Origin of the sequence: Nocardia crassostreae (assembly GCF_001613405.1) — a bacterium.
In the GTDB taxonomy this organism is placed as follows: Bacteria; Actinomycetota; Actinomycetes; order Mycobacteriales; family Mycobacteriaceae; genus Nocardia; species Nocardia crassostreae.
The window spans coordinates 79,394-105,108 of sequence record NZ_BDCH01000003.1 but is presented as its reverse complement, the minus strand read 5'-3'; the positions used below and the strand labels follow the sequence as shown (position 1 = coordinate 105,108).

The following is a 25,715-nucleotide window of genomic DNA, read 5'->3' as shown; positions in this document are numbered from 1 at the left end:
TCCAGGCCAGAAATACGTCCAAATACGTACACCGGATCGGGCTGCGCGGCGGATGTTTCACCGCAGGTCGGAGCGGATCGTTATGGCCATGAACGAAGCGATTGTCAGCACCGACCGGTTGACCAAACGCTACGGCTCCCACCCGGTTGACCAAACGCTACGGCTCCCACACTGCCGTGGATGCCGTGAGTATGAGTGTCCGGCGCGGTGAGATCTACGGTTTCCTCGGCCCCAACGGCGCCGGGAAGACCACCACCCTGCGCATGCTGGTCGGCCTGATCCGGCCCACCGACGGCGCCGCGACCGTGCTCGGCCGGTCGCCGGGCGATCCGGAAACCCTGCGCCGCATGGGGGTTCTCATCGAGGGCCCGGGTTTCTATCCGTACATGTCCGGCCGTGACAATCTGCGGGTGCTGGCCCGCTATCGGGGAGTCGGCCGCGACGAGGTGGAGCACGTTCTGGAGCGGGTGGGACTGTCCGCCCGCGGCGGCGACAAATTCCGCACCTACTCCCTGGGCATGAAGCAGCGCCTCGGCGTGGCGGCGGCCCTGCTCGGCCATCCCGACCTGCTGATTCTCGATGAACCCACCAATGGTCTGGATCCGGCCGGTATGGCCGAGATGCGGGAGCTCATTACCGGATTAGCCGCCGACGGGCACACCGTCGTGCTGTCCAGTCACCTGCTCAGTGAAGTGCAGGAGATCTGCGATCGCGTCGGCGTCATCTCCGGCGGGCGGCTGCTCACCGAATCCACCGTGCGTGAATTGCGCGGCGCAGCATCACTGTTCGTGCGCGCCGAACCCCTCGAACTGGCCTTCCCGGCGGTGCGCCGGGTGGTCGGCGACCGATCCGCACTGCTCACCGCCACCGGCATCAGGGTCGACGCCGGTGTGGCACAGGCGCCCGCCGTGGCGCGCGCGGTCATCGAGGCGGGCGCGGAGCTCATGGAGCTGCGCAGCGATGAGAAGTCCTTGGAAGAAGTCTTTTTCGAAATGACGGAGAGCGTGAAATGAAAGACCTGCTGGCTTCCACCCGGGCCGAACTGCTGCGCCTGCGCACCTGGCCCGCCTTCTGGATCGTGCTCGGCACATGGATCCTGTTGAACCTCACCTTCGCCTACCTGTTCAACTACCTGGCCTACACGACCGGCGACAGCGGTCGAATGTCCAATGGCCAGCCGCGAGAAGTGCTGCTGCAGTTGATGCTTCCGGCCGCCGTGCCGGAGGTCTTCACCCAGGGCATGGCCATGTTCGGCGGCGCGCTCCTGCTGGTGCTGGGCGCACTGGCCATCGGCAGCGGCTACGGCTGGGGCAGCTGGAAAACCGTGCTCACCCAGGGCCCGTCGCGGGTCGCGGCCGTCGGCGGGGTGGTGATCAGCCTGGCGCTCACCGTGGTCGCCCTGGTGATCGTGGCCTTCGTGATCGATACCGGCGTGGCGGCGCTCATCGCCGCGAGTGAGGGGCAGTCCCTGGCGCTGCCCGCGGTGCGGCAGATCGTGCTCGGAATCGGCGTCGGCTCGGCCATTCTGGGCATGTGGACGCTGGCGGGTGCGCTGATCGGCGCGATCGCCCGCGGCCCGGCCCTGGCCGTCGGCTTGGGTCTGGTGTGGGTGCTGGTGGTGGAGAACCTGCTGCGCGGCGTGGCGGGCATCTTCAAGCCGATCGAGGCCGTCACCGACTACCTGCCGGGGACCGCCGCCGGATCCCTCGCGGGTTCCATGCGCACGGTGGGCGGCGGCGGACCGGCCACCCCGGGTGTGCTGGATGTGTTGGGCCGCAACGAGTCCGTGCTGGTGCTGGCCGCCTATATCGCGGTCTTCGCGGTGGGCACGGTGTGGCTCATCCGCCGCCGCGACATGATCTGAGCATGCCCCCGGCCAGCCGAGCGAGCGCGGCGCTGATCTCCTGTGAGGTCAGCCCGCGCTCGCGCTGGTGTCGGTAGACCTCCGCGGCGAGCGGCGCGAGCAGGACGTCCACCAGCGGATCCGGTTCCGGCACATCGGCTTCCACCAGCAGCGACCGGACGTGCACCACCCAGAATCCGTAGGCCCCGGTCCGGAACCGCGCACCGCCGACCTCCGCGCCGAGCACCAGATTCGCACGCGTCTCCAGCAATTCGACCATGGCCGCGTAGAACGCGGCCAGCCGTTCCTCCGGCGGCGCGCCCGGCCCGAGCGGCGGCTCGCCGCGCAGCAGCTGTTCCTGGATCGCGCGCTCGTGGTCGTCCAGCAGTGCGGTGGCAATGGCGACGACATCCGGATACCGCCGGTACAGCGTGCCCCGCCCGACCCCGGCCGCCTTGGCGATGTCGTCCATGGTGACGGTGCGCGGATCGCGGGCGGCGAACAGGCCCGCCGCGGCCTCGAGGACCTGGGCGCGATTGCGCGCCGCATCGGCTCGTTCGGCCCGGCCGGTGCCGCTCGGCTCGATGAGCAGGGGCAAATCCTCCATGCGGTCACTGTATCCGAATCTCGGAATAAGTGGACAGATTGTCCGGTTGGGTTCATTATCGATCCGTAAACGGGCACAACGTCCACTTACCGGAGGTTCGAAATGCCCGCCCTGCTGCACCTCGACGCCAGCGCCCGCGGCAACTCCCTGAGCCGGGAGCTGAGTTCCGCCTTCGCCGATGCCTGGCGCGCGGAACATCCCGAGGGTGACTACGTCTACCGCGACCTGGCCGCCGCGCCCGTGCCGTTCATCGGCGAGGGCTGGACCGAACTCTGTGATGCCGTTCTCGCGCAAGGGAATACCGATCTGGATCGGCTCGCGGAGCTCGCGATCTCACCCGCGCAGCGGGCGGCCTGGGCAGTTGTCGAGCCCCTGCTCGCGGAGGTGCGGGCGGCGGACGTGGTGCTCATCGGCACGCCCATGTACAACTACTCGATCCCGGCCAGCCTCAAGTCCTGGCTGGATCAGATCACTTTCCCGCGAATGTCCCTCGCGCCCAGGCGTTTCGTGGTCGCCACCGCTCGTGGCGGCGCGTACTCGCCCGGCGCGCCCAAGGCGATCTACGACTATCAGGAGCGCTATCTGCGCGACTTCTTCGCGGGCCATTTCGCCGTCGAGGACACGGTTTTCGTCAATGCGGAACTGGTCAACTCGCGCCACGATCCGGCGCTGGCGCACCTGCGCGACAAGCACGACGCGTCCTACGCCGCCGCCCTCGAGGCGGCGCGCCGACTCGGTAAGGAGTACTGAAATGCCCTGGCTGATACTGCTTCTGGCCGGATTGGTGGAGATCGCGTGGTCGCAGTCCATCAAGCCGACGGAGAACTTCACCAAACCCCTGGCCACCCTCGTCTGCTTCGTGCTAGCGGCGGTGGCGGTGTATCTGCTCTCGGTCTCCATGCAGAGCCTGCCGGTCGGCACCGCCTACGCCGTCTTCACCGGGATCGGCGCGGTGGGCGCCATCGGGCTGGGCGTGCTGGTGCAGAAGGATCCGCTGAGCCTGGGCCGGGTGCTGGCGCTGTCCATGATCGTGGGCGGCATCGTGCTGGCTCGGGTGACCAATCCCGAGTGATCGGCGCGATGAGCGGTATCTTCTCGCGCATGGACGTTGCGCCGATACGGCCGCCCGACCTCTCCGCGCGGCCCTTCTTCCTGGTCGCCGAACGAATCATGGCGGCTTCCCCTGAAGAGCTCTACCGCATGTGCACCGAGCAATTGAGCCTCTGGTTCGCCGATCCCGGTTCGGTGCTCAGCCGCCCCGCGGTGAACGAACCGTTCTTCTTCACCGCGGGCGGCGGCCACCCGCACTACGGTCGCTTCCTGCGCCTGGTCCCCGCGCAACTGGTGGAACTCACCTGGGTGACCGGCGCGGGCGGCACCGAGGGCGCGGAAACCGTTCTCACCGTGGAACTCACACCGCACGGCGCGGGCACCGCCCTTCCTTCTCACCCATGCCGGATTCCCGAATGCCGCCGCCCGTGACCGGCACGAGAAATCCTGGCCGATCGTCCTCGAACAGTTGGACCAGCGCGCCACCGCACCGGTGTGAGGACGGGTACGTTCGAACGCGGACGGCTTCCCCAATCGAAAGGACAGTGATGCCAGTACGTAGCGCACGCACCGCCTGGTCCGGCGGGCTGCAGGACGGTTCCGGTCAGGTCGAACTCGTCAGCTCGGGCGTCGGCAAATACGACGTCTCGTTCCCGAAGCGCGAGGCCGACAATGCCGACGGCACCACCAGCCCCGAAGAGCTGATCGCCGCCGCGCACTCCTCCTGCTACTCCATGGCGCTGTCCGGGCAGATCGCGGCGGCCGGTGGCACCCCGCAGAGCCTGGATGTCACCGCCGATGTGACCCTGGGTCCGGATCCGGCGGGCGGCTTCCGCATCTCGAACATCAAACTGACCGTGATCGGCCGCGCCGCGGGCATCGACGAGGCGGGCTTCCTGGCCGCCGCCGCTGCCGCCAAGGCGGGCTGCCCGGTTCTCCAAGGCCCTCGCGGGCGTGGACAACATCGAACTGGACGCCACCTTCGAGGCGTGACGGCAAACGGGCAGTGCCGGTGGATATCCGGCACTGCCCGTTTCCGTGTTCTGGTAATTACGCCGCGGCTGAATCCTTTTCGCGCACCCCGCGAGACGCGAATTCGGTCAGGGCCGCGAAGGCCAGGCCGAGGGACAGCCACAGGGTGGCGGTCTCGGCCAGGGAGGCCACGCGGAACTCCCACAGCAGTGTGGCGGGGAAGTCGGACTTCACCTCGTTGACGCCCGGCAGCAGGATGTAGCCGACCGCCGTGACGAGTACGAAAGTCGCTACCGCGCCGATGAATCGGACGGTCGGCAGCATATTGCGCAGCAGTTTGTGCGCGTACACGGCGAGGCCGACGGCGGCGAAGCCGAGCAGGACCACCGCGACCCACAGCCAGGTGCGGTCGTTGATGGTTTCCGGATCGCCGACGGCGGGCGGGTTCGCCGGGTATTTGAAGAACGGCACCGCGACTATGGCCAGCCAGCCACCGGCGGCCAGACCCAGCGACAGCTGCGGGCCCGACAGGATGGTGTAGCGGCGGGCCACATTGGCCACGGTGGCGAAGATGGCTCCGATGGCCAGGCCGTACAGGCCCAGCGCCAAGAATTGACCGGCCTTCTGACCGGAACGGCTCACCAGCGGCTCTTCCTCGTCGCCGTGCGAATGGCCGTTCGTGGCTTCCGCTTCCGACCCGTGTGGATGGTCGGCGGGTGCGGCGGCCTGGGCCTCCTCGATGGCAATGGCGGCGTCCACCTTGGGTTCTCCGATGAAGTAACCCACGGTGCCCGCCAGCAGGCCCGCAATGAGGCCGGCCAGCAGGCCGCGCAGCAGCAGCGTCTTGAGCGAACCCGTCAGCTGCTTGGATTCGCTCAGTGACACGGGACGCCCAGCAGGTGTCGTCCGTCGTGCATGAGCTCGTGCATGAACATGCCGCTGCGCGAGATGGCGCCCTGATCGAAGCCGACCAGGTACAGCGTGAGCAGTGCGAGAAGAACGACCGCGGCCGAAATGAGCAGCGCCTGCAGCGCGTCACCGGCCCGGCTGGGGGTATGGACGATGGCCATTCGAGTCCTCCTGGGGAATTCGCGTCCCCGTCGAGTTGGGTGCGACGGCGCCGGTGTCTGGCTCTCCCGGCACCTGGACCCGGACTCGGGTTCGATGCATGGAACTACAGTGGCGCGACCGCCCCGGAATCACACCGGGTTACTCGTCACCATCGCTTACTACAACTCGAACTGTGACAGCTCACCTGGCCTTACGTCAATCAGGCGGATTTGCCCGCCACGTCCAGGACCACCTCGAACTCCAGCAGCGAGGCGCCCGTGGACACCGGCTTGCGGGCCTCGCCCGCATGCGCCTCGCGTGCCGGGACGTCCCGCCAGGCGGTGAAGGATTCTTCCGAATCCCACTGCGTGACAACGAAGTACCGGTTGTCACCGGCGACCGGGCGGAGCAGCTGGAAACCCAGGAAGCCGGGGGAGTTCTCCACGGCGTGCGCACGGTGCGCGAAGCGCTTCTCCAGTTCGGGGCCCGCGCCCTCGGGGACCTCGATTGCATTGATCTTGACGACTGCCATGGGGTGGAGGCTACCCTCACTCCCTGGGCCCTCGTGCCCGCCGCGGTACCCGCGGCGGGCACGGAACGAGAATGGAAGGGTCGTTGTATTGTCGGCATGGTGTTGTACGACGAGGGCGGCGCGGGCGCGCCGATTCTGCTGCTGCACGGGTTGATGGGCAGCGCCCGCACCTGGCGGAGTCAGCTGGACTGGTTGCGTGAGTTCGGGCATGTCCACACCTTCGACGCCGCGGGGCGCGGGCGCCCCGCACCGGCCGAATTGACCACCGAGGCTTTCGTCGACGATCTCGCGGCGGCGACCGCGCACATTGCCGAACCCATGGTGGTGATCGGACATTCGATGGGCGCGCTGCACGGCTGGGTGTTCACCGCGGCGCATCCGGAGCGGGTGCGGGCGCTGGTGGTCGGGGACATCGCACCCGACTTCCGCGGCCGCACCGCCGCGAACTGGGCGGCCATGATCGAGGCGTGGCCGCAGCCGTTCGCGGACGAGGCCGCCATGCTCGAGTTCTTCGGCCCCGTGGCCGGGCGCTACTTCCTCGACTCCTTCGAGCGCGGCCCCGACGGCTACCGGCTGCACGGCGAGGTCCCGACCTTCCGCGATATCTCCGAGGAGTGGGGCACGCGGGACTTCTGGACCGAGTGGAAGTCCATCACGGTCCCGGCCCTGCTCATCGAGGGCGAGCACACCATCACCCCGCCCGGCCAGATGCAGGAGATGGCCGCGGTGCACCCCGATGTCCGGCACGTGGTCATCGCGCATGCGGGTCATCTCGTGCACGACGATCAACCGGCCGCCTACCGGGCCGAAGTGGAGGCATTCCTGCGACGCGTGCTTGTTTGAGGGCGGGTGCCTTCAGTCGGTGGGGGTGGTCGTCGTATGCTCGGCTCGCAGCCAACTCAGAACGAATGGGTGACCAATGATCGACTTCTCGATTCCCGCCGAGCGCGCCGCCGAACGTGATCGGGTCCGGCAGTTCGTCATCGACAAAATCGTCCCCTTCGAACGGGATCCGCGGCTGACCGCGCAGGGCCTGAACGACGAATTGCGCCAGGAACTAGTCGAACTCGCGCGCGCCGAGAAGCTGCTGACCGTGCAGGCCTCGGTGGAATTGGGCGGGCGCGGACTCACCCATGTGGAGCAGGCGGTGCTGTACGAGGCCGCGGGCTGGTCCACCCTCGGCCCGGTCGCCATGAACTGCGCCGCCCCCGACGAGGGCAATATGTTCCTGCTCTCCAAGATCGCCGACCCGGAGCAGACCGCGAAGTACCTGCAGCCGGTCATCGACGGCCACCAGCGCTCCGTCTTCGCCATGACCGAACCCGGCGGCGCGGGCTCGGACCCGAACCAGCTGACCACCGAGGCCGTCTTCGACGGCGAGAACTTCACGATCAACGGCCGCAAGTGGCTCATCACCGGCGCCGACGGCGCCAAGACCTGGATCATCATGGCGCGCTTGGCCGCCAACCCGCATCTGCCCGAGGGCCCGACGCTGTTCATCACCGACGGCGACACCCCCGGCATCGTGATCGAGCGGGTCATGAGCACCATGGACCGCAACTACGTCGGCGGCCACGCGGTGGTGAACTTCGACAATCTGGTGCTGCCCAGGGAGTCCGTGCTGGGCGAGACCGGCCAGGCCCTGCGCTACGCGCAGCTGCGACTGGCCCCCGCCCGGCTCACCCACTGCATGCGCTGGCTGGGCGCGGCCGAGCGCGCACAGTCCATCGCCATCGACTACGCCAAGACCCGCACCGCCTTCGGCAAGCCCATCGGTGAGCATCAGGGCGTGTCGTTCATGTTGGCGGACAACGAGATCGCGCTGCACCAGTGCCGCCTCACCATCTGGCACGCCTGCTGGCTCATGGATCAGGGCGAGAAGGCCCGGCACGAGAGCTCCATCGCCAAGTCCTTTGTCTCCGAGGAGCTGTTCAAGGTCACCGACCGCTGCGTGCAGGTGCTCGGCGGCATCGGCATCAGCGATGAGACAGTGGTGGAGATGATCTTCCGGGATATGCGCGCCTTCCGCCTCTACGACGGTCCGACCGAGGTCCACAAGTACGCCATCGGCCGCAAAATTCTCCGCTGAATTCCGCTCGGGCGTGGCGAAGCGGCAGGTGCACTAGGATTCGCGCGTATGAGTTCGGATCTGCACGTCGACGTCTCCGGCGGCGTCGCCGTCCTCACTCTGAATCGTCCCGCCCAGCAGAATGCGCTGACTCCCGGCATGGCCGCGGAACTCGGTGCGGCGCTGCGGCGCTGCGATACCGAGGACGCCATCGGCGCGGTCGTCATTACCGGCACCGCGCCCGCCTTCTGCGCGGGCGCGGATCTGTCGCTGAAGGTCGGTGAGGTCAACGGCCTCATCGACCCGCCGCCGTTCCGGATTCGCAAACCCGTCATCGCCGCGGTGAACGGGCACGCGGTGGGCATCGGACTGGAGATCGCGCTGCAGTGCGATCTGCGGTACGTGGCCCGGGATGCGGTCTACGGCCTCAATCAGGTGCGTCGCGGCGCGCTCGCCGACGGTTTCGCGCACTGGACCCTGCCCCGGCTCATCGGCAGCGCCAATGCCGCCGATCTGCTGCTCACCGGCCGCACCTTCGACGGTGACGAGGCGCGGGCCATGGGCCTGGCCAATTCGGTGCTGCCCGCCACCGAGGTGCTGCCCACCGCGCTGGCGGTGGCGCACGATATCGCGCACGGTTCCGCCCCGCTCCCGGTCGCGCTGTCCAAACGCCTGCTGTGGGAGGCGCCCACCATGACCCCGGAAACCGTGGGCCGCTTGGAAACCGAACTCAACGACTACGTGGCCAAGAGCGCCGACGGCGGGGAGGGCGTGGCCGTGCTCAAGGACCGCCGCCAGCCCAAGTGGACCGGCAGCGTGAGCGCCGAATGGCCCGCCTGGGACGCCGTCACGGGCGGCGAGGCGCGCCCCGGGCTGGATTGAGCCTCAGGAATTTCCGCCGATGACCATGAGCAGGAACAGCACGCCCATGCAGATCATCAAGACGGTGCCTACAATGCCCAGCACATAGCCGACCACCAACTGCACCCGGCCGCCGTACTCACCGCCGGACGCCTCGATGTCATTGAGCGCCCGCCGCCCCATGGCCCAGGCCACCGGTCCGAGGATGCCGCAGCAGAAGATGCTGAGCACCCCGAGTAGCAGCACCGCCGTCGCATACTCGTGTTCGACGGTGGGGCCGATGGGCTTCTCGGGGATGACCACCGCCCGATTTTACGGTCGCAACCCCGCTGCGAACAGGGTGACGCGCCTTATGGTTCGCAACAGAGGAACGATGTTCTTCCCAAGGCGACAACTGATTTCGTGCGGTCCGGGTAACTCCCGGGGTACGACCGAATCGGTTCGGCTCGCAACCGGCGGCACGCGTTGCCAACGGTCGACGGCCCTGGGCTGGGCGCTGAAGTCGCGGAGAGGCGGGTCAGCCTCGCCGCTGGCGGGCTACCTCGGCGAGGACCACACCGGCCGCCACGGAGGCGTTCAGCGATTCGACCGGACCCGCCATCGGAATGGACAGGATCGAATCGCAGGTCTCACGGACCAGCCGCGACAGCCCCTTGCCCTCCGAACCGACCACGATGACCGTCGGTGCGCTGCCGTCGAATTCGTCCAGGGTGGTGTCGCCCCCGGCGTCCAGGCCGACGATCTGATACCCCTGGCTCGCCCAATCCTTCAGCGTGCGAGTGAGATTGGTGGCCCGCGCCACGGGCAGCCGCGCCGCCGCGCCCGCACTGGTCCGCCACGCCACGGCCGTGACGCTGGCACTGCGCCGCTGCGGAATGACCACGCCCTGACCGCCGAAGGCCGCCACCGAGCGAATGACCGCGCCCAGGTTGCGCGGATCGGAGATATTGTCCAGGGCCACCAGCAGGGCCGGTTCCTTGGACGCCTTCACCTTGTCCACCAGATCGTCGGGGTGGGCGTAGCGGTATGGCGGCACCTGCAGGGCCAGGCCCTGGTGCATACCGTTGTGGCTCATCTTGTCCAGATCGGTGCGCGGCACCTCGAGAATCGAGATACCGGCATCCGCGGCGATCTTCACCGATTCGGTGAGCCGGTCGTCGTTCTCGGTGCCCACGGCCACGAACAGTGCGGTGGCCGGAACCCCGGCGCGCAGGCACTCCACCACGGGATTGCGCCCGAGCACCAATTCCGGGCCCTCATTGTCCTTGCGGCCCGGAATCGGGCGGCTGGCATTGCGGCTGCGCGCCGTGGCGGCCCCCGCCTCGGCCTTCGCCTTGGCCTTGGCGCGCTTGGCCGCGGGGTGATAGACGCGGTCCTCGGCCTTCGGCGTGGCGCCCTTGCCCGCCAGGGCGCGGCGGCGCTGTCCGCCGGACCCGACGGTCTGCCCCTTCTTGCTGCCCGATTTGCGCACCGCACCGCGTCGCGCCGAATTCCCTGCCATCACTTCGCCTTCCGTATCACGCGGGCATCCCGCATCGAGCCGGGCGCGAGCCAGCCCGCGCTCCATCGCTCCTGCGGGATACCTGCATCCGGTCGGCGCAGCGAACGGCTGCGCCCCTGTACATCCATCCGCCTCGCCGGGGCGAGGCGGCGTCCGCCGTAGCGGACCAGGTCACCTATTCTCCTTGGTCAGTGTCCACTCGGGACCCTGCGGGGTGTCGGTGACCTCCACACCGGCTTCCTTGAGCCGGTCGCGCACCGCATCGGCGGTGGCCCAGTCCTTGTCCGCGCGGGCCTGCTGGCGCCGCTGCAGTTCCGCGTCGATGAGCACATCGAGGGCGGCGTCGGCGGCGGAATTGTCGGCGGGCGTGACCCAGTGCGCATCCAGCGGGTCCACCCCGAGAATGCCGAGCATGGCCCGCACCTGACCGGCGAGCAGGCGCGCGCCCGACAGATCCCCGGCCTCCACGGCCTTGTTGCCGTCGTTCACCACGCGGTGGATCTCGGCCAGCGCCTTGGGCACGCCGAGATCCTCGTTGAGCGCTTCGGCGAATCCGGCGGTCCAGCTGCCGACCGGAACCTCGCCCGCGCGCTCGTTCACCCGATGCACGAACGCCTCGATCCGCTGATAGGCGGTCGCGGACTCGGTGAGCGCGTGATCGGAGTACTCCAGCATGGACCGGTAGTGCGCGCTGCCCAGATAGAACCGCAGCTCCACCGGCCGCACCCCGACGCGTTCGAGCACATTGGGAATCGAGAGCACATTGCCCAGCGACTTCGACATCTTCTCGCCGCTCATGGTCACCCAGCCGTTGTGCAGCCAGTAGCGGGCGAACCCGTCCCCGGCCGCGCGCGACTGCGCGATCTCGTTCTCATGATGCGGGAAGACCAGATCCATTCCACCGCAATGAATATCGAATTCCGCGCCGAGATAGAACTCGGCCATGGCGGAGCATTCCAGATGCCAGCCCGGGCGGCCCGGCCCCCACGGCGAGGGCCAGCTCGGCTCGCCCGGCTTGGCGGCCTTCCACAGCGTGAAGTCGCGCTGATCCTTTTTGCCCTGCCCGGCGCTCTCGCCCTGGTGCACATCGTCGAGCTTGTGGCCGGACAGCTGCCCGTATTCGGGATAGCTCAGCACGTCGAAGTAGACATTGCCCTCCGACGGATAGGCGTGCCCGCGCGCGATGAGCCGCTCCATCATGTCGACCATCTGGGTGATGTGCCCGGTGGCCCGCGGCTCCCCGGACGGCGGCAGCACACCCAGGGTCTCGTAGGCGTGGTCGAAGGCGCGCTCGTGGGTGGCGGCCCATTCCCACCACGGGCGGCCGTGCTCGGCGGCCTTGTTCAGGATCTTGTCGTCGATATCGGTGACATTCCGAATGAACGCGACATCGAAACCATTGGCGCTCAACCACCGTCGCAGCACGTCGAAGGCGACGCCGCTGCGCACATGCCCGATGTGCGGTTCACCCTGCACGGTCGCGCCACACAGGTACACCGAGGCATGGCCGGGGACCAGCGGCGTGAATTCACGCAGGGGCCGCGTCTCGGTGTCGTTCAGGCGCAGAGTCACGACAGAGCATCCTAGCTGTTGGGATGTGGCGGAAGACGGGCGGATTCAGGACTGGCAACAGAGCAGGGCATTGGCGATGGCCGCCACGCCCTCGCCGCGGCCGGTGAGCCCGAGACCGTCGGTGGTGGTGCCCGAGACCGAGACGGGGGCGCCGAGAATATCGCCGAGCACCTGCTGCGCCTCGGCGCGGCGCGGACCCATCTTGGGCCGGTTGCCGATCACCTGAACGGCGGCATTGACAATGGTGAAGCCCGCCTCGTCCAGCAGCCGCCGGACCTCCTTGAGCATGGCCGCGCCGGAAACGCCTTCCCATTCCGGGCGTCCGGTGCCGAACACCGCGCCGACATCGCCGAGACCGGCGGCGGACAGCAGTGCGTCGCACAGCGCGTGCGCGGCGACATCGCCATCGGAATGACCGGCGCAGCCGCTGTCGCCGTCGAACAGCAGACCCGCCATCCAGCAGGGCCGCCCGGGTTCGATCGGATGCACATCGCTGCCGATGCCGGTGCGCAGAGAGGTGGGATCGATCATGGAGCCGCCACCGCCTCTCGGGAATTGTTCTGGGACACCAGTGTATTCGCCAATACCAAATCGAGCGGTGTGGTGATCTTGAAAGCCATGGGATCGCCGAGCACGGTGCGCACCGTGGCGCCCAGCAATTCGACCAGGCCCGCGTCATCGGTCGCCCGAGTTCCGGTCGCATAGGCCGCGCGCAGCAATTCCGCGTCGAAGCCCTGCGGAGTCTGAATGGCGCGCAAACCGGAGCGATCCGGTGTTCCGGTCACCGCGCCCGCGGTATCCACGGACTTGATGGTGTCGGTCACCGGCAATGCCGGAATCACCGCCTGCGCGCCCGCGCGCAATTCGGCCACGACGCGCGCGATGAGTGACGGCGGCGTGAGGGCACGGGCCGCGTCGTGCACGAGCACGTAGGAGGCATCGGGTGCGGCGGCCAGACCGGCGCGCACCGAATCGGTGCGCTCGGCGCCACCGGGCACCACATGGACCGGCGTATCGCTCACCGGCAACAGGGCGCGGGTCTCGTCGACGAGTTCGGCGGGCACCATAATCACAACCTCGTCGACGCACCCGGAAGAGATCAAACCGGTGACCGCCAGTGTGAGCATGGGACTGCCGCCGACCGGTACGAACGCCTTCGGTGCATTCGCACCCAGGCGCACGCCCATGCCGGCGGCAGGAACCAACGCTACGACACGGCTGGCGCCGCGCGTTTCGCTCACGGTCAGGAAGCCGCGGCGAGGACCTCGTCGAGCAGGGTCTCGGCCTTGACGTCGTCGGTGCCCTCGGCGAGCGCGAGCTCCCCGACGAGGATCTGGCGAGCCTTGGCCAGCATCCGCTTCTCACCGGCGGACAGGCCGCGGTCCTGCTCCCGGCGCCACAGATCGCGAACGACCTCGGCCACCTTGTTCACATCGCCGGAGGCGAGCTTCTCGAGGTTGGCCTTGTAGCGGCGGGACCAGTTGGTCGGCTCCTCGGTATGCGGAGCGCGCAGCACCTGGAAGACCCGGTCCAGGCCCTCCTGGCCGACGACGTCGCGGACGCCGACATACTCCGCGTTCTCAGCGGGAACCCGAACGGTCAGATCGCCTTGCGCGACCTTCAGGACCAGATACTCCTTTTGCACACCCTTGATGGTGCGGGTTTCGATAGCTTCGATCAGCGCCGCTCCGTGGTGGGGGTAAACGACGGTGTCTCCGACCTTAAAAATCATGTGTCCCGTGCCCCTTTCGATGTTCACAGTTTAACATGCGACTCGGTAACGGCGCGATCAACGGCGCAGGTCAGGGCCACAACGAGCCAGCGGCGGGGGTTGACAGAACGCGATGAGTGTGCATCTTGTTGTGCCATAACGGGATACCGCTCAGTTCCGTCAGAACGCATATGCCGATGCCTTCTCCGCATACGCACTGCGCACCCTCGCATAAACGGCAATGCATCTATTGTGACGCTCGCCCGGGTGTGTCCTATTCCGGGGCGCGTCGAGGTTCGCCACACGAGACCGCCCGCGTGCGAGGCGTGGCGGGACACGCATTACTCTCTTTGACTACTACTCTCCATAGTGGAGTGAGCCGGTCGACATGGAGGACAACCCGTGACTGCCCTGAAAGCCACCACAGCGTCGAAGATGCGGCGGCGTGCCGTGACAGTTGCAGCATTCGCCGCCGGTGCGGTGCTCGCGCTGTCGGGCTGCGGTGCCGGTCAGATCTCGCAGACCGCGACCCAGGTCGCGGCCGTGAACGGCAACGAGGCCAATGTCGGCCAGATCGCGCTGCGCGATGTGCGCATCCTGCTGCCGCAGTCGGAGCAGTACACCAATGCCAAGGGCGGCAGTGCCGTGCTGGCGTTCAGCGCCGTCAACCTGGGCGAGTTCAAGAGCGACGAGCTGGTCAGCATCACCAGTGACCTGGGCGCCGTGAAGATCGGCGGCAAGATCGAGCTGGGCCCGCAGAAGACCGTCGTCGCCAACCTGCCCGCGGGCGCGGGCGCGGCCGAGGCCGCCGGTGACCACGGCGATTCGCACGACGCCACCACCCCGGCCGCCCCGGCCGAGAGCAAGACCGATCCCGACGCCACGCCGGTGCTGATCGAGATCACCGGGCTGACCAAGGACGTCACCCCGGGCCTGACCTACCCGGTCACCTTCAACTTCAAGGAGAACGGCACCGTCGTGGTGAACGTTCCGGTCGACGCCGGGCACGAGCTCGAGCGCGTCGTGGACGAGAAGTCCGGCGGCGAGAGCGAGCCCAAGCCCGCCGGGGGCCACTGAGCCTCGGGCCCGGACTCGGAACAGTCACGGCAGAACCCGCTTCGGATAACCGAAGCGGGTTTTGTTGTTTCGGGGGGTTGACGCTGTGGACATCTCACAGCGGTGACGCCGCGGTGGCCGGCAGGCGTCGTGGCGTGGCCCGGCTGCGCGGATCTGTCAGGGGCGCTGGATAGGCTGCCGGGCGTGGCCAAGGTGAAATCGCTGTACCGGTGCGCGGAGTGCGCGCACGAGGTCGCCAAATGGGTGGGGCGCTGTCCCGGGTGCGGCGGCTGGGGAACCATCGAGGAGACGGCCACCTCGTCGGCCGCGGTGGCGGTCGGGCGGCGCGCCATGCTGCCGAGCACGGCGGCGACGCCCATCTTGAGCATCGACTCGACGCATACGCAGGCGCGCGGGACCGGGGTCTCCGAACTCGACCGGGCGCTGGGCGGCGGCATCGTGCCGGGTTCGGTGGTGCTGCTGTCGGGCGAGCCCGGGGTCGGGAAGTCGACGCTGCTGCTCGAGGTGGCGCACCGGTGGGCGCGGGCCCGCGACGAGATCGCGCTGTACGTGACGGCGGAGGAATCGGCGGGGCAGGTGCGGCTGCGGGCGGACCGGACCGGGGCGGTGCACGAGAAGGTCTATCTGGCGGCCGAATCCGATCTGGCCACCATTCTCGGGCATGTCGAGCAGGTGCGGCCGACGCTGCTGGTGGTGGACTCGGTGCAGACCATGCTGGCCGCGGACGCGGACGGCGTGATCGGCGGCGTCACCCAGGTGAAGTCGGTGACCGCGGCGCTGACCTCGCTGGCCAAGGCCAGCGGTATCGCGGTGCTGCTGGTCGGGCACGTCACCAAGGACGGCGCCGTGGCCGGGCCGCGCACGCTCGAGCATCTGGTGGACGTGGTGCTGCAGTTCGAGGGGGACAAGCATTCGACGCTGCGCATGGTGCGCGGTATCAAGAACCGTTTCGGCAGCACCGACGAGGTGGGGTGCTTCGAGATGAAGGAGGCGGGGATCGCGTGCGTGGACGATCCCTCCGGCCTGTTCCTGCACCACCGCGAGACCTCGGTGGCGGGCACGGCGGTGACCGTGGCCATGGACGGTAAGCGGCCCATGCTGGGCGAGGTGCAGGGGCTGACGGTGGACACCCAGGCGCCCGCGCCGCGGCGCGCGGTGAGCGGGCTGGACTACAACCGGGTGGCCATGGTGCTGGCGGTATTGCAGAGCCGCTGCGGGGTTTTCATCGCCAAGAGCGATGTGTACGCGGCCACCGTGGGCGGTATGCGGCTGGTCGAACCGGCCGCGGATCTGGCCGTGGCCATGGCCGTCGCCAGCGCGGCCACCGATCGGGCGCTGCCCAAGGGCATGGTGGTGCTGGGCGAGGTCGGCCTGGCCGGGGAGGTGCGGCAGGTGACGGGGCTGACCCGCAGGCTCGCCGAGGCCGAGCGGCTCGGCTTCACCGAGGCGCTGGTGCCCACCGGGGTGGACCGCACGGGGCGGAAGATGACCATTCGCGAGGTCCCGGATCTCGGTGCGGCCCTGGCGATCGTGGGGCTGCGGCAGCGGCGCGGCGGCCGCCCGCGCGGCGACGCCGCGGAAATGGCCGAATAATGGCCGGGCGGTGGATGAGCGGGCTGCTGGGCCGGTCCGGGGCGGCCGTGACCGAGCCCGGGTCGGATTCGCCCGGCGGGCACGAGAATTCGGCGGACACGGTGCGGGATGTGATCGCGCGACTGGTGCCCGGCACGCAATTGCGTGACGGGATAGATCGAATTCTGCGGGCCGATACCGGCGGTCTGGTGGTGCTCGGATATGACGAACGAGTGGAGCGGATCTGCGACGGCGGATTCGAATTGGATGTGGAATTCGCGCCCACCCGCTTGCGCGAATTATCGAAAATGGATGGCGCGGTGGTGCTTTCCACCGACGGCTCCCGGATAGTGCGCGCCAATGTGCATCTGGTGCCCGATCCGGCGTTGCCGACGGTGGAATCCGGTACCCGGCACAAGGCGGCCGAGCGCACCGCGGCGCACACCGGATATCCGGTGGTGTCGGTGAGCCGGTCCACCCGGCTGGTGACCGTGTACGCGCACGGGGCGCGGCATCTGGTGCAGACCACCCCGGCCATCCTGACCCGCGCCAATCAGGCCATGGCCACATTGCAGCGCTACCGCATCCGGCTCGACGAGGTGACGCGGCGGCTGTCCGGGCTGGAGATCGGGGATCTCGCGGCGCTGCGCGATGTGCTCACGGTGCTGCACTGCCTGGAGCTCATGCGCCGCACCGCCAACGAGATCGACCAGGACGTCATGGAACTCGGGGTGGACGGCAGGCAGCTCGCCCTGCAACTGAGCGAACTGGTCGCCGACACCGAGAATCTGCGGCGGCTGCTGGTGCGCGATTATGTGGTGGCGGAGTCGGCCGGGGAGGCGCAGGTGGACCGCGCGCTGGCCCGGCTGGACGGACTGGTCGAGCCGGATCTGCTGGAGCTGTCGAATCTGGCTCCGTCGCTGGGCTATCCGGCCACCCTGGAGGCCCTCGACACCGCGGTCGGCCCGCGCGGCTACCGATTGCTCGCTCAGATCCCGCGGGTGCCCTTCCGCAGGGTCGAACCCCTGGTGGCCGTCTTCGGGACGCTACGGGCGCTGCTGGAGGCCACCCAGGGCGATCTGGAAGCGGTCGAGGGCGTGAATGCCCAACTGGCGCGCCGCATTCGCGAGGGCATTGCCCGGCTGGGCGAGCACGGCTACGCCTAGCCGGGTATCAGCGACATCAGGGGGCGTCAGGCGATATTGAACGGCTCCGGGGCGCTGCGGACCGAACCCAGTTGGGCCACAACGGTGTAGGGGCCCGGGGGGACGGGGACGCGTTCGCCCGCGCAGCTGGGCTGGGAGGTGGAGCCGGTCCAGGTGACGGTGAAGGCGGCCTGCTGGCCGGGATTCAAGGTGCGCACGTCGGGGGTGCCGTCGGGATAGCAGTCGGTGCTGGCCCACAGGCGGCGCGCGCCGTCGAGGGACTGCACCGACACCAGCTGCAGGCCCGAACCCATATCGCGTTCACAGGCGGCGCTGGAGATATTGGTGATGACGATGCCGAATACCGGCTGCTCACCGGTCTTGTAGGTGGGCTGGCCGACATTCACCTTCACGGCGAGGGACTGATCGGGGCACTGGCCCTGTGCGACCGGGGCCGCGCTGCCGCTGGTCGTGCTGCCGGAGGGCTTGCCCGATTCGGACGGGGCCGAGGAGCTGCCCGCCGCCTTGTTGGTGGCCTCCGCGGTGGTGGTCTTGCCGTCGGCCTGCTTGTCCTCGCCGCCGCCCCCGCGCAGCAGCGCGAACGCCACCCAGATCACCAGCGCGGTGGCGACCACCAGCGCGCCGATCGCCACCAGGCGACGGCGCCAGTAGATTTCCGGCGGCAGTGGTCCATTCGGTTCCAGCACGGTGACAACGGTAAGGGCACGGTCGGGCGCAGCCGCCGCAGGGTCTCGGCGTGTCGGCGGTGAAACAGCCTACGCGGCGGGTAAATTCCGCCGACCGGCCGATCCCTCCGGAGGCCGCTAGACGACCTCGCCGATATTGCCGATCACGCGATGCAGTTTGATCTGGCCCTCGGCCAGGTTGTAGGTGATGCAGGCGATGGCGCATTCGCCGGTGGCGACCCGCTGCGAGATGATCATCGACCGCTGCATGAGCAGGCGCGCGGTCTCCTCGACGTGGCGGGCCTCGAGCTCGTCCACCGATTCCAGGCCCTCGCGGCGGCCGATCAGGATGGACGGCGTCACCCGTTCGACCACGCTGCGAATGAACCCGCCCGGCACATCGCCGTGATCGAGGGCGTCGATGGTGGCGCGCACGGCGCCGCAGTTGTCATGGCCGAGCACCACGATGAGCGGCACGTGCAGCATCTGCACGCCGTATTCGATGGAGCCCAGCACCGAGGAGTCGACCACATGCCCCGCGGTGCGGACCACGAACATATCGCCGAGGCCCTGGTCGAAGATGATTTCGGCGGCCACGCGAGAGTCGCCGCAGCCGAACAGGATCGCCGAGGGCTGCTGCCCGCTGACGAGCTTCGCCCGGTCGACGGCACCCTGGCTAGGATGCTGCAACGTGCCGTTGACGAAGCGCTCGTTGCCCTCGCGCAGGGCCTTCCAGGCACTGATCGGGTTGGTGTGCGGCATGCGTCCCATTCTCCATAGCGCATCGGTTACCGGCGAGTCCGTGGCGTTACGGTCCCGCAACTACCCGCTGGCAGGTATCCCGCGAACATGGTGAGCTGGTGGCAATGGATAGCGATGCGCTGATCGACTGGTATCGGGAAACGGCCCGTGATCTCCCGTGGCGACGGCCCGGCGTGAGCGCCTGGCAGATCCTCATGAGCGAGATCATGCTGCAGCAGACCCCGGTGGTGCGGGTCGAGCCCATCTGGCGGGAATGGGTGGCGCGCTGGCCGGTGCCGTCGGCCATGGCCGACGCGCCGCAGGGCGAGATGCTGCGCGCCTGGGGCAAGCTCGGCTATCCGCGCCGCGCGCTCCGGCTGCACGAGTGCGCCCAGGTGCTGGCCCGCGATCACGGCGATGCGGTCCCGGCCGATGTGGACACGCTGCTGAGCCTGCCGGGCATCGGCGCCTACACCGCCCGCGCCGTGGCCTGCTTCGCCTACGGGCAGCGAGTTCCGGTGGTGGACACCAATGTTCGCCGCGTGGTGGCGCGCGCCGTGCACGGCAAGGCCGAGGCGGGCAATCCGGCCGCCCGCGATCTCGGCGAAACCGAGGCCCTGATGCCCGCCCGGGTGGACCGCGCCGCCGTCATGTCGGCCGCGCTCATGGAATTGGGCGCGCTGGTGTGCACGGCCCGCAATCCCGACTGCGCCCGCTGCCCGCTGCCGTCCTGCGCCTGGGTCACGGCGGGCCGCCCGGCCTCCGAAGTGGTGCGCAAAGTGCAGAAGTACGAGGGCACCGACCGCCAGGCCCGCGGCCGCCTGCTCGACGTCCTGCGCGACGCCACCGGCCCGGTCGAGCGAATCCGCCTGGATCTGGCTTGGACCCGCGATCCGGGCCAGCGGGATCGCGCCCTCGACTCCCTGCTCGTGGACGGTTTGATCGAGCAGACCTCCGATGGACTGTTCGCGCTGGCCGGAGAGGGCAGCGCCGCGCCCTGACCGGCCTGTGGCGCGATCCGCCGCCCTCCATGCGGCGGATCGCGAGTATCCGGCGATCAGGCGGGGACGAGGGCGCGGCGGCGGTTGCGGGTGCGGGATCCGATCACGCGGCACACCAGATAGATCGTGAAGGAAATGGTGGTGACGAAGGTCGACACCGGGACGCCGGGGGCCAGCGACAGCAGAATGCCTCCGACAGCGGCGGTTTCGGCGAAGACGATGGCGAGCAGGGTGGCCTTCGCCGGGTCCGCGGTGAGCTGAGCGGCCGCGGCGGCGGGGGTGATGAGCAGGGCCAGCACCAGCAGGGCGCCGACGATCTGGACGGCGAAGGCCGCGGTGACGCCGAGCAGGACCGCGAAGACGATGGACAGCGCGCGCACCGGGACGCCGCGCGCGATCGCCACCTCCGGATCGGAGCTGGCGAACAGCAGCGGGCGGTAGACGGCGGTCAGCACGATGAGCACGCCCGCGGTGCAGGCGGCCAGCAGGCCGACGCCGCTATTGCCGACGCTGACCACCTGACCGGTGAGCAGCGAGAATTTGGAGCCCGCGCGTTCGGGGCCGAGCCAGAGGAAAAGCACGGACAGGCCGAGACCGAAGGACAGCACCACGGCGATGACCGAATCGCGTTCGCGGGCGCGGGAACCCAGCACGCCGAACAGCACCGCCGCCACCACCGAGCCGAAGATGGCGCCCACGCCGACGCCGATTCCGGCGAGCAGGGCGGCCGCCGCGCCGGTCAGCGAGAGCTCGCTGGTGCCGTGCACGGCGAAGGACATCTGGCGGCTGATGATGAGCGGGCCGATGACCCCGGCCAGCAGGCCCAGTAGCGCGGCCGCCAGTACCGCCTGCTGGACGAAGTCATAGGACAGCAGGTGCGCGGTGGTGGAGAAGTCGAACATCTTCGAGAGGACGTCGGCGAGTTTGTCGTTCACGACCGCGCCTCCGGCGTCTCGCCGTGGCAGTGCTGCGCCCCGGCCTCGCCGAGCGCGTCCATGGTGTCGCCGGTGCCGACGACCACCAGGCGGCCGCGCACGCGCAGCACGTCGACCTCGGTGCGGTACAGCTCGGAGAGCACCTCGGAGGTCATGACCTCATCGGGCGTGCCGATCCGGAACTTGCCGTCGACCAGGTACAGCACCCGATCCACCAGCGGCAGAACGGGATTGATCTCGTGGGTCACGAACAGCACGGCGGTGTCGTGGGTGCGCCGCCGCTTGTCGATGAGTTCGGAGACCAGCCGCTGATTGGCCAGATCCAGGGAGAGCAGCGGTTCGTCGCAGAGCAGTACCCGCGGATCGCCGACCAGCGCCTGGGCCACGCGCAGCCGCTGCTGTTCACCGCCGGAGAGCGCGTCCAGGGGCGCGTGCGCGAACTTCTCCGCGCCGACGTCCGCAATGGCCTGGGCCACCTTGCGTTTGCGCTCACCGCGACCGCGCAGTCCGAGACCCCAGCGGTGCCCGTCCACGCCGAGCCCGACCAGGTCCACCCCGCGCAATTGCACACCGGCTTCGATGGTCTTCTGCTGCGGGATGTAGCCGATATCCGGATTACCGGTCCGGGCGGGCGATCCCGCGATCTGCGCGGTGCCCTCCGAGAGCGCCAGTTGGCCGAGCAGCATTCGCATGAGCGAGGTCTTGCCCGAGCCGTTGGGCCCGAGCACCGCGATGAACTCGCCCGGCGCGACATCCAGATCCAGTCCCTGCCACAGGGTTCGGGCGCCGAAGGACAGGCGCGCATTGGACAGCCGCACCGCCGGAACCGCGCGCGTCGTGGATGAATTATCCACAACTGTGGATGATTTGGTGTCCATGGTGGTGCTCCCAGTGTGGACAGCGTTGGCAGGCATGGTGATACCGGTTATCCGAGGGCCTGGGCGAGGGCGCGAGCGTTGCCGGTCATCCACTGAATGTAATCCTGGCCCTGCGGCAGGGTTTCGGTCACCTCGACCACTCGCACACCATTGGCCTCGGACAGCGCGCGCAGGTCCTTGGTGGTCTTGTCCTCGGTCTGGATGTTGTAGACCAGGGCGCGAACCTGCTTGCCGGTCAACAGGTCTCTCACCGCGGCCACATCGGCGGGGGCCGGATCGGTGCCCTGTTCGACGGCTTCCTGGAACTCGTGCGGGGTGCGGTCCTCGGCCTTGGCGTCGACCAGCAGGTAGTAGGCCAGCGGTTCGGTTTGCAGCACCGGCTGATTCGGATGCTCGGCGGCGATCTTGCCGGTAATGGCGGAGACGGCGGCGAGCTGACCGCCGAAGGCGGCGGCGCGGTCGGCGTAGGCCTGCTTGTTGGCGGGATCGAGCGCGCCGAGTTCCTCGGCGATGTGCTCGGCCACGTGCTCGACGCCGGGCACGTCGTACCAGACGTGCTCGTTCGGGTGCTCGTGGCCGTGCCCGGTGTCCCCGGCCCCGGACGGCTCGGCGCCGTGGGCGTCGCCGGATTCGCCGGTGATGATCTGGTAGGCGTTGACGGACTTCTTGTTCTTGCCGTCGATGGCCTTGTCGATGAACTCGTCGTAGCCGCCGCCGTTGTAGACGATCAGGTCGGCGTCGGTGATCTTGGCGGCCTCGACGGCGGTGACCTCGAACGAGTGCGGGTCGGCGGACGGGTCGGAGATGACCGATTCGACCTTCACATCCGGACCGGCGATGGCCTTGGTGATATCGCCCCACACATTGGTGGAGGCGACGACGGTGAGTTCTCCGGAATCGTTCTTCGAGCTTCCGCAGGCGGTCAGGCTCGCGACAGTGGCGAGACCCGCGGCGAACAACGCAAATCCTCGGGCTGGGTGCTTGGTCACGCGGGGGTACTCCTGAAACACTTATCTAAAACGAAAACGATTGCCATTAAAATGTAGCGCACATGACCGGAAACAACGAAAGCGGCCCTCGCGAACTTCCGTTCGCGAGGGCCGCTTTGTCCGATTCGGCGTGCGGTTACGTCAGTGCGGCGACCGGCTGGCTCAGCAGCTGGGCGCAGCGGAGCAGGCCCAGGTGGCTGTAGGCCTGGGGGTGGTTGCCGAGGGAGCGTTCGGCGACCGGGTCGTACTCCTCGGAGAGGAGTCCTGTGGGTCCCGCCACATCGACGAGTTGGGCGAAGAGGGCTTCGGCGTCCTCGCGTTTGCCGATGAGCAGGTAGGCCTCGACCAGCCAGGCGGCGCACAGGTGGAAGCCGCCCTCGCCGCCGGGCAGGCCGTCGTCGTGGTGGTAGCGGTAGACGGTGGAACCGCTGCGCAGTTCCACCTTGGTCGCCACGACGGTGGCCGCGAAGCGCGGATCGGAGGCGTCGATGAGCCCGCTGAGCCCGATGTGCAGGGTCGCGGCATCGAGGTCGGTGCCCTCGTAGGCGGCGGTATAGGACTGGACCTCCTCGTTCCAGCCCTCCACCTTCACCTCGTCGGCAATGGTGTCGCGCAGCTTGCGCCAGTCCGGATCGCCGGGCCGGTCGAACTGGCGGGCCAGGGTCAGCGCCCGGTCCACCGTCAGCCAGCCCATGACCTTGGAGTACACGTGGTGGCGCGGATTGCCGCGAATCTCCCAGATGCCGTGGTCGGGTTCGCGCCAGCGCCGCTGCACGGCCGAGACCATGGCGTGCACCAACTCCCAATCCGCGTCCGGCAGAGCCTTTTTCGGATCGGTGATGCCCTTCTTCTCGCGGGCGTGCGCGAGCTGGGAGATGAGATCCACGATGGGACCGAACACATCCAGCTGCACCTGCATGTTCGCGGCGTTGCCGACGCGCACCGGCCGCGAACCGGCGTAGCCGGGCAGCTGGTCGATGACGGCCTCGGGCGGCAGGGTCTCGCCGTAGAGGGTGTAGAGCGGGTGCAGGCGCTCGGGTCCGGGCAGGGTCTCCAGCACCCGGTGCACCCAGTCCAGGGGATCCTCGGCCTCGCCCAGCGAGCCCAGCGAGACCAGCGCCGAGGCGGTCAGCGAGGCATCGCGCAGCCAGCAGTAGCGGTAGTCCCAGTTGCGCACGCCGCCGATGTCCTCGGGCAGCGAGGTGGTGGCCGCCGCCAGGATGGAGCCGGACGGCGCGTGCACCAGCCCGCGCAGGGTGAGCGCGGAGCGTTTCATGAGATCCGGCTTGAGTGGCGGCAGTTCGAGCGTGCCCGCCCAATCCGACCAGTACCGCTCGGCTTCCCGGCGGCGATCCGATTCGGCCGTCATGGCGGGCGCCAGATCGGAGGTGCCGCAGCGCATTTCCAGCAGGACGGGCCCCTGCCGGGTATCCACCACGGCCCGGGCGGTGTGGTGATTGCCCTCGTCGATGATCTCCCACTCGACGCCGGGGGAGCGCAGCACGATGGGATCGTTGGTGCCCTGCACCACGAGCCCGCCCGCGGCCCGCACCAGCCGCACCGGCACCTGGCCGAATTCCGGTCGCGGCGCGAAGGTCACGACCGCCCGCGCGTCACCGGTGATGATGCGGGTGAGGTCGGTGCGCTCGGCCACCACGTCGTGCGGCAGATAGTCGACGACCTGCAGGCTGGCCCACCGGGTTTCTACGGTCATGGTGCCGTCGATATAGCGCTGCGAGAGCGGCAGTCCGGCGCGCTCGGGCTGAATGGTGAAGTGGCCCGCGCCCGGTCCGCCGAGCAGGTGCGCGAACACCGCCGCCGAGTCCGGTTCGGGATGGCACAGCCAGGTAATGGTGCCGTCGGGGGTGACCAGGGCCTTGGTGCGCGGGCTGGCCAGCATGGTCAGCCGCTCGATTCGGGGGGCGCTGGCCCCGGCCAGCCAGGTGCGGCGTTCCTCCAGCAGGTAGGCGAGGGCTTTGGACACCTCCTCGGTGCTGGCGACCCGGAACTCGGCGCGGCTCTCGCCGTCGCCGACCTTGATTCCCACATCGGGACCGGACAGGCGTTTGAACGCCTTCTCATCGGTGACGTCGTCGCCGATGAAGACCGCCGCCGAGGCGCCCTGCTGATGCCGGACGATATCGAGCGCCGCGCCCTTGTCGGTCTCCACGACGGCGAGCTCGATGACTTCCTTGCCCTCGGTGGTCTGCACGCCGACCCAGCTGGCCGGGCCCTGCCGGACCTGAACCAGTGCGCGGCGGCCGATTTCGGGGCTGGCATTGCGGACGTGCAGGGCCACGCTGGCCGGTTTGATCTCGACGGTCGCGCCCGGATTGTCCGTGGCGATCTGCGTCAGGGTGGTCTGCACTTCCTGCAGTAGCTGTTTGGCGTCATTGTCGATGGCATGGACGAAGCCGACATCGAATTCCGAACCGTGGCTACCGATCAGCTGCACCTCGACGGGCAGCCGGGACAGGGCCGCGAGATCACGCAGGGCACGCCCTGAGATCACGGCGGCGGTGGTTCCGGTGAGTCCCGCGAGCGCGCGCAGCGCGCTGACGGACTCCCGATGGGGATAGGCCTTCGCCGGGTCCGAGACGATGGGCGCGATGGTCCCGTCGTAGTCCGAAGCGACCAGCAACCGCGGCACGCGGGCGATGGCCGACAACGCACGGCGAAGTTCCAGTGGCAAATCCTGTGCGCTCACGCATCCAACCTAATGATCGGAGGGATTTTTTCAGGGCGCGAGTGATGCTACTGGGTGATGATTGCCCAGTCGTTCTCGTGGTGATACATAGCGTTTACAGGACACTTGCATGCCGTTCACGATTTGTGTGAAATCTGCGAATCCCTTCCGGCTGGAAGGGGCCTGACCAGCGACGTTCATCTGACGACGAAGGAGGCCTGTCCGCTCTCCGGGGGCG

The 25,715-nt window shown here is 68.6% G+C and carries 28 protein-coding genes and 1 pseudogene; 13 read left to right on the top strand and 16 right to left on the bottom strand.

What is annotated here, in order from left to right; genetic code table 11:
- Positions 1 to 191: 191 nt before the first annotated feature.
- Positions 192 to 1,013: an ABC transporter ATP-binding protein gene (locus NC4_RS01750; RefSeq protein WP_084528362.1), complete on the top strand. Its 822-nt coding sequence runs from the start codon at positions 192 to 194 to the stop codon at positions 1,011 to 1,013.
- Entirely contained in the window at positions 1,010 to 1,864 is an 855-nt protein-coding gene (locus tag NC4_RS01745; RefSeq protein WP_067531466.1) for an ABC transporter permease subunit, read from the top strand. The genes NC4_RS01750 and NC4_RS01745 overlap by 4 nt, the downstream gene beginning before the upstream one ends.
- On the opposite strand, the gene NC4_RS01740 is transcribed toward NC4_RS01745, so the two are convergent.
- On the bottom strand, positions 1,839 to 2,450 hold the full coding sequence (locus NC4_RS01740) for a TetR/AcrR family transcriptional regulator (protein ID WP_067531464.1): 612 nt from the start codon (positions 2,448 to 2,450) through the stop codon (positions 1,839 to 1,841). The two genes, NC4_RS01745 and NC4_RS01740, sit on opposite strands and share 26 nt — an antisense overlap.
- Before the next feature lie 102 nt (positions 2,451 to 2,552).
- Here NC4_RS01740 and NC4_RS01735 point away from each other — a divergent pair, with 102 nt between their 5' ends.
- The 4 genes and pseudogenes from NC4_RS01735 (at position 2,553) to NC4_RS38620 (ending at position 4,493) form a co-directional block, all read left to right on the top strand.
- Entirely contained in the window at positions 2,553 to 3,200 is a 648-nt protein-coding gene (locus tag NC4_RS01735; RefSeq protein ID WP_067531462.1) for an FMN-dependent NADH-azoreductase, read from the top strand.
- Between the two features lies 1 nt (position 3,201).
- On the top strand, positions 3,202 to 3,522 hold the full coding sequence (locus NC4_RS01730; protein ID WP_067531460.1) for a DMT family transporter: 321 nt from the start codon (positions 3,202 to 3,204) through the stop codon (positions 3,520 to 3,522).
- Between the two features lie 29 nt (positions 3,523 to 3,551).
- Positions 3,552 to 3,932: an SRPBCC family protein gene (locus NC4_RS01725; protein WP_245721438.1), complete on the top strand. Its 381-nt coding sequence runs from the start codon at positions 3,552 to 3,554 to the stop codon at positions 3,930 to 3,932.
- Positions 3,933 to 4,048: 116 nt separating this feature from the next.
- Positions 4,049 to 4,493: pseudogene (locus tag NC4_RS38620) on the top strand (OsmC family peroxiredoxin).
- Positions 4,494 to 4,550: 57 nt separating this feature from the next.
- Here the strand turns inward: NC4_RS38620 and NC4_RS01720 are convergent.
- From NC4_RS01720 to NC4_RS01710, 3 genes are all read right to left on the bottom strand, one after another.
- Entirely contained in the window at positions 4,551 to 5,357 is an 807-nt protein-coding gene (locus NC4_RS01720; RefSeq protein ID WP_245721437.1) for a CbtA family protein, read from the bottom strand.
- On the bottom strand, positions 5,348 to 5,542 hold the full coding sequence (locus tag NC4_RS01715) for a CbtB domain-containing protein (RefSeq protein WP_067531458.1): 195 nt from the start codon (positions 5,540 to 5,542) through the stop codon (positions 5,348 to 5,350). Before NC4_RS01715 ends, NC4_RS01720 begins: the two co-directional genes overlap by 10 nt.
- A gap of 200 nt (positions 5,543 to 5,742) precedes the next feature.
- Positions 5,743 to 6,054, bottom strand: coding sequence for an antibiotic biosynthesis monooxygenase family protein (locus tag NC4_RS01710; RefSeq protein ID WP_067531456.1), 312 nt, complete (start codon positions 6,052 to 6,054; stop codon positions 5,743 to 5,745).
- A gap of 99 nt (positions 6,055 to 6,153) precedes the next feature.
- On the opposite strand from NC4_RS01710, the gene NC4_RS01705 reads away from it, so the two are divergent.
- The 3 genes from NC4_RS01705 (at position 6,154) to NC4_RS01695 (ending at position 9,004) form a co-directional block, all read left to right on the top strand.
- Complete coding sequence (locus NC4_RS01705) at positions 6,154 to 6,897, top strand: alpha/beta fold hydrolase (RefSeq protein WP_067531673.1); 744 nt, start codon at positions 6,154 to 6,156, stop codon at positions 6,895 to 6,897.
- Positions 6,898 to 6,973: 76 nt separating this feature from the next.
- A complete protein-coding gene (locus NC4_RS01700; RefSeq protein WP_067531454.1) occupies positions 6,974 to 8,143 on the top strand; it encodes an acyl-CoA dehydrogenase family protein in 1,170 nt (389 codons plus the stop codon).
- 48 nt (positions 8,144 to 8,191) lie between these two features.
- Positions 8,192 to 9,004 carry an enoyl-CoA hydratase/isomerase family protein gene (locus NC4_RS01695; RefSeq protein ID WP_067531453.1) on the top strand — a complete coding sequence of 271 codons (813 nt, stop codon included), beginning with the start codon at positions 8,192 to 8,194 and terminating at the stop codon, positions 9,002 to 9,004.
- 3 nt (positions 9,005 to 9,007) lie between these two features.
- Here the strand turns inward: NC4_RS01695 and NC4_RS01690 are convergent, their stop codons facing one another.
- The 6 genes from NC4_RS01690 to carD form a co-directional block, all read right to left on the bottom strand.
- On the bottom strand, positions 9,008 to 9,286 hold the full coding sequence (locus NC4_RS01690) for a DUF4190 domain-containing protein (RefSeq protein ID WP_067531451.1): 279 nt from the start codon (positions 9,284 to 9,286) through the stop codon (positions 9,008 to 9,010).
- Positions 9,287 to 9,500: 214 nt separating this feature from the next.
- On the bottom strand, positions 9,501 to 10,484 hold the full coding sequence (rlmB, locus tag NC4_RS01685) for a 23S rRNA (guanosine(2251)-2'-O)-methyltransferase RlmB (protein WP_067531671.1): 984 nt from the start codon (positions 10,482 to 10,484) through the stop codon (positions 9,501 to 9,503).
- 171 nt (positions 10,485 to 10,655) lie between these two features.
- Positions 10,656 to 12,056: a cysteine--tRNA ligase gene (cysS, locus tag NC4_RS01680; RefSeq protein ID WP_067531449.1), complete on the bottom strand. Its 1,401-nt coding sequence runs from the start codon at positions 12,054 to 12,056 to the stop codon at positions 10,656 to 10,658.
- A gap of 45 nt (positions 12,057 to 12,101) precedes the next feature.
- Complete coding sequence (gene ispF, locus NC4_RS01675) at positions 12,102 to 12,569, bottom strand: 2-C-methyl-D-erythritol 2,4-cyclodiphosphate synthase (protein WP_067531669.1); 468 nt, start codon at positions 12,567 to 12,569, stop codon at positions 12,102 to 12,104.
- A 14-nt stretch (positions 12,570 to 12,583) separates the two neighbouring features.
- A complete protein-coding gene (ispD, locus tag NC4_RS01670; protein ID WP_084528353.1) occupies positions 12,584 to 13,297 on the bottom strand; it encodes a 2-C-methyl-D-erythritol 4-phosphate cytidylyltransferase in 714 nt (237 codons plus the stop codon).
- Positions 13,298 to 13,299: 2 nt separating this feature from the next.
- Complete coding sequence (gene carD / locus NC4_RS01665) at positions 13,300 to 13,788, bottom strand: RNA polymerase-binding transcription factor CarD (RefSeq protein ID WP_019931623.1); 489 nt, start codon at positions 13,786 to 13,788, stop codon at positions 13,300 to 13,302.
- Positions 13,789 to 14,169: 381 nt separating this feature from the next.
- On the opposite strand from carD, the gene NC4_RS01660 reads away from it, so the two are divergent.
- The 3 genes from NC4_RS01660 (at position 14,170) to disA (ending at position 17,582) form a co-directional block, all read left to right on the top strand.
- On the top strand, positions 14,170 to 14,844 hold the full coding sequence (locus tag NC4_RS01660) for a copper chaperone PCu(A)C domain-containing protein (RefSeq protein WP_084528352.1): 675 nt from the start codon (positions 14,170 to 14,172) through the stop codon (positions 14,842 to 14,844).
- A gap of 183 nt (positions 14,845 to 15,027) precedes the next feature.
- Complete coding sequence (gene radA, locus NC4_RS01655; RefSeq protein ID WP_067531443.1) at positions 15,028 to 16,437, top strand: DNA repair protein RadA; 1,410 nt, start codon at positions 15,028 to 15,030, stop codon at positions 16,435 to 16,437.
- A 14-nt stretch (positions 16,438 to 16,451) separates the two neighbouring features.
- A complete protein-coding gene (disA, locus tag NC4_RS01650) occupies positions 16,452 to 17,582 on the top strand; it encodes a DNA integrity scanning diadenylate cyclase DisA (protein ID WP_084528361.1) in 1,131 nt (376 codons plus the stop codon).
- A gap of 26 nt (positions 17,583 to 17,608) precedes the next feature.
- On the opposite strand, the gene NC4_RS01645 is transcribed toward disA, so the two are convergent.
- Together NC4_RS01645 and NC4_RS01640 are read right to left on the bottom strand one after the other, a co-directional pair.
- The gene (locus tag NC4_RS01645) at positions 17,609 to 18,268 is read right to left on the bottom strand and encodes a DUF4232 domain-containing protein (protein ID WP_067531441.1); all 660 of its coding nucleotides are present in this window, start codon (positions 18,266 to 18,268) and stop codon (positions 17,609 to 17,611) included.
- A 117-nt stretch (positions 18,269 to 18,385) separates the two neighbouring features.
- A complete protein-coding gene (locus NC4_RS01640) occupies positions 18,386 to 19,009 on the bottom strand; it encodes a carbonic anhydrase (protein WP_067531439.1) in 624 nt (207 codons plus the stop codon).
- 104 nt (positions 19,010 to 19,113) lie between these two features.
- On the opposite strand from NC4_RS01640, the gene NC4_RS01635 reads away from it, so the two are divergent.
- Positions 19,114 to 19,989: an iron-sulfur binding domain-containing protein gene (locus tag NC4_RS01635; protein ID WP_084528351.1), complete on the top strand. Its 876-nt coding sequence runs from the start codon at positions 19,114 to 19,116 to the stop codon at positions 19,987 to 19,989.
- Between the two features lie 56 nt (positions 19,990 to 20,045).
- Here NC4_RS01635 and NC4_RS01630 read toward each other — a convergent pair whose 3' ends face one another.
- From NC4_RS01630 to otsB, 4 genes are all read right to left on the bottom strand, one after another.
- A complete protein-coding gene (locus NC4_RS01630; protein WP_067531435.1) occupies positions 20,046 to 20,924 on the bottom strand; it encodes a metal ABC transporter permease in 879 nt (292 codons plus the stop codon).
- Positions 20,921 to 21,802, bottom strand: coding sequence for a metal ABC transporter ATP-binding protein (locus tag NC4_RS01625; RefSeq protein ID WP_067531433.1), 882 nt, complete (start codon positions 21,800 to 21,802; stop codon positions 20,921 to 20,923). Before NC4_RS01625 ends, NC4_RS01630 begins: the two co-directional genes overlap by 4 nt.
- Positions 21,803 to 21,849: 47 nt before the next feature.
- A complete protein-coding gene (locus NC4_RS01620) occupies positions 21,850 to 22,791 on the bottom strand; it encodes a metal ABC transporter solute-binding protein, Zn/Mn family (RefSeq protein ID WP_067531431.1) in 942 nt (313 codons plus the stop codon).
- A 136-nt stretch (positions 22,792 to 22,927) separates the two neighbouring features.
- A complete protein-coding gene (otsB, locus tag NC4_RS01615; protein ID WP_067531428.1) occupies positions 22,928 to 25,498 on the bottom strand; it encodes a trehalose-phosphatase in 2,571 nt (856 codons plus the stop codon).
- Positions 25,499 to 25,715 lie beyond the last annotated feature (217 nt).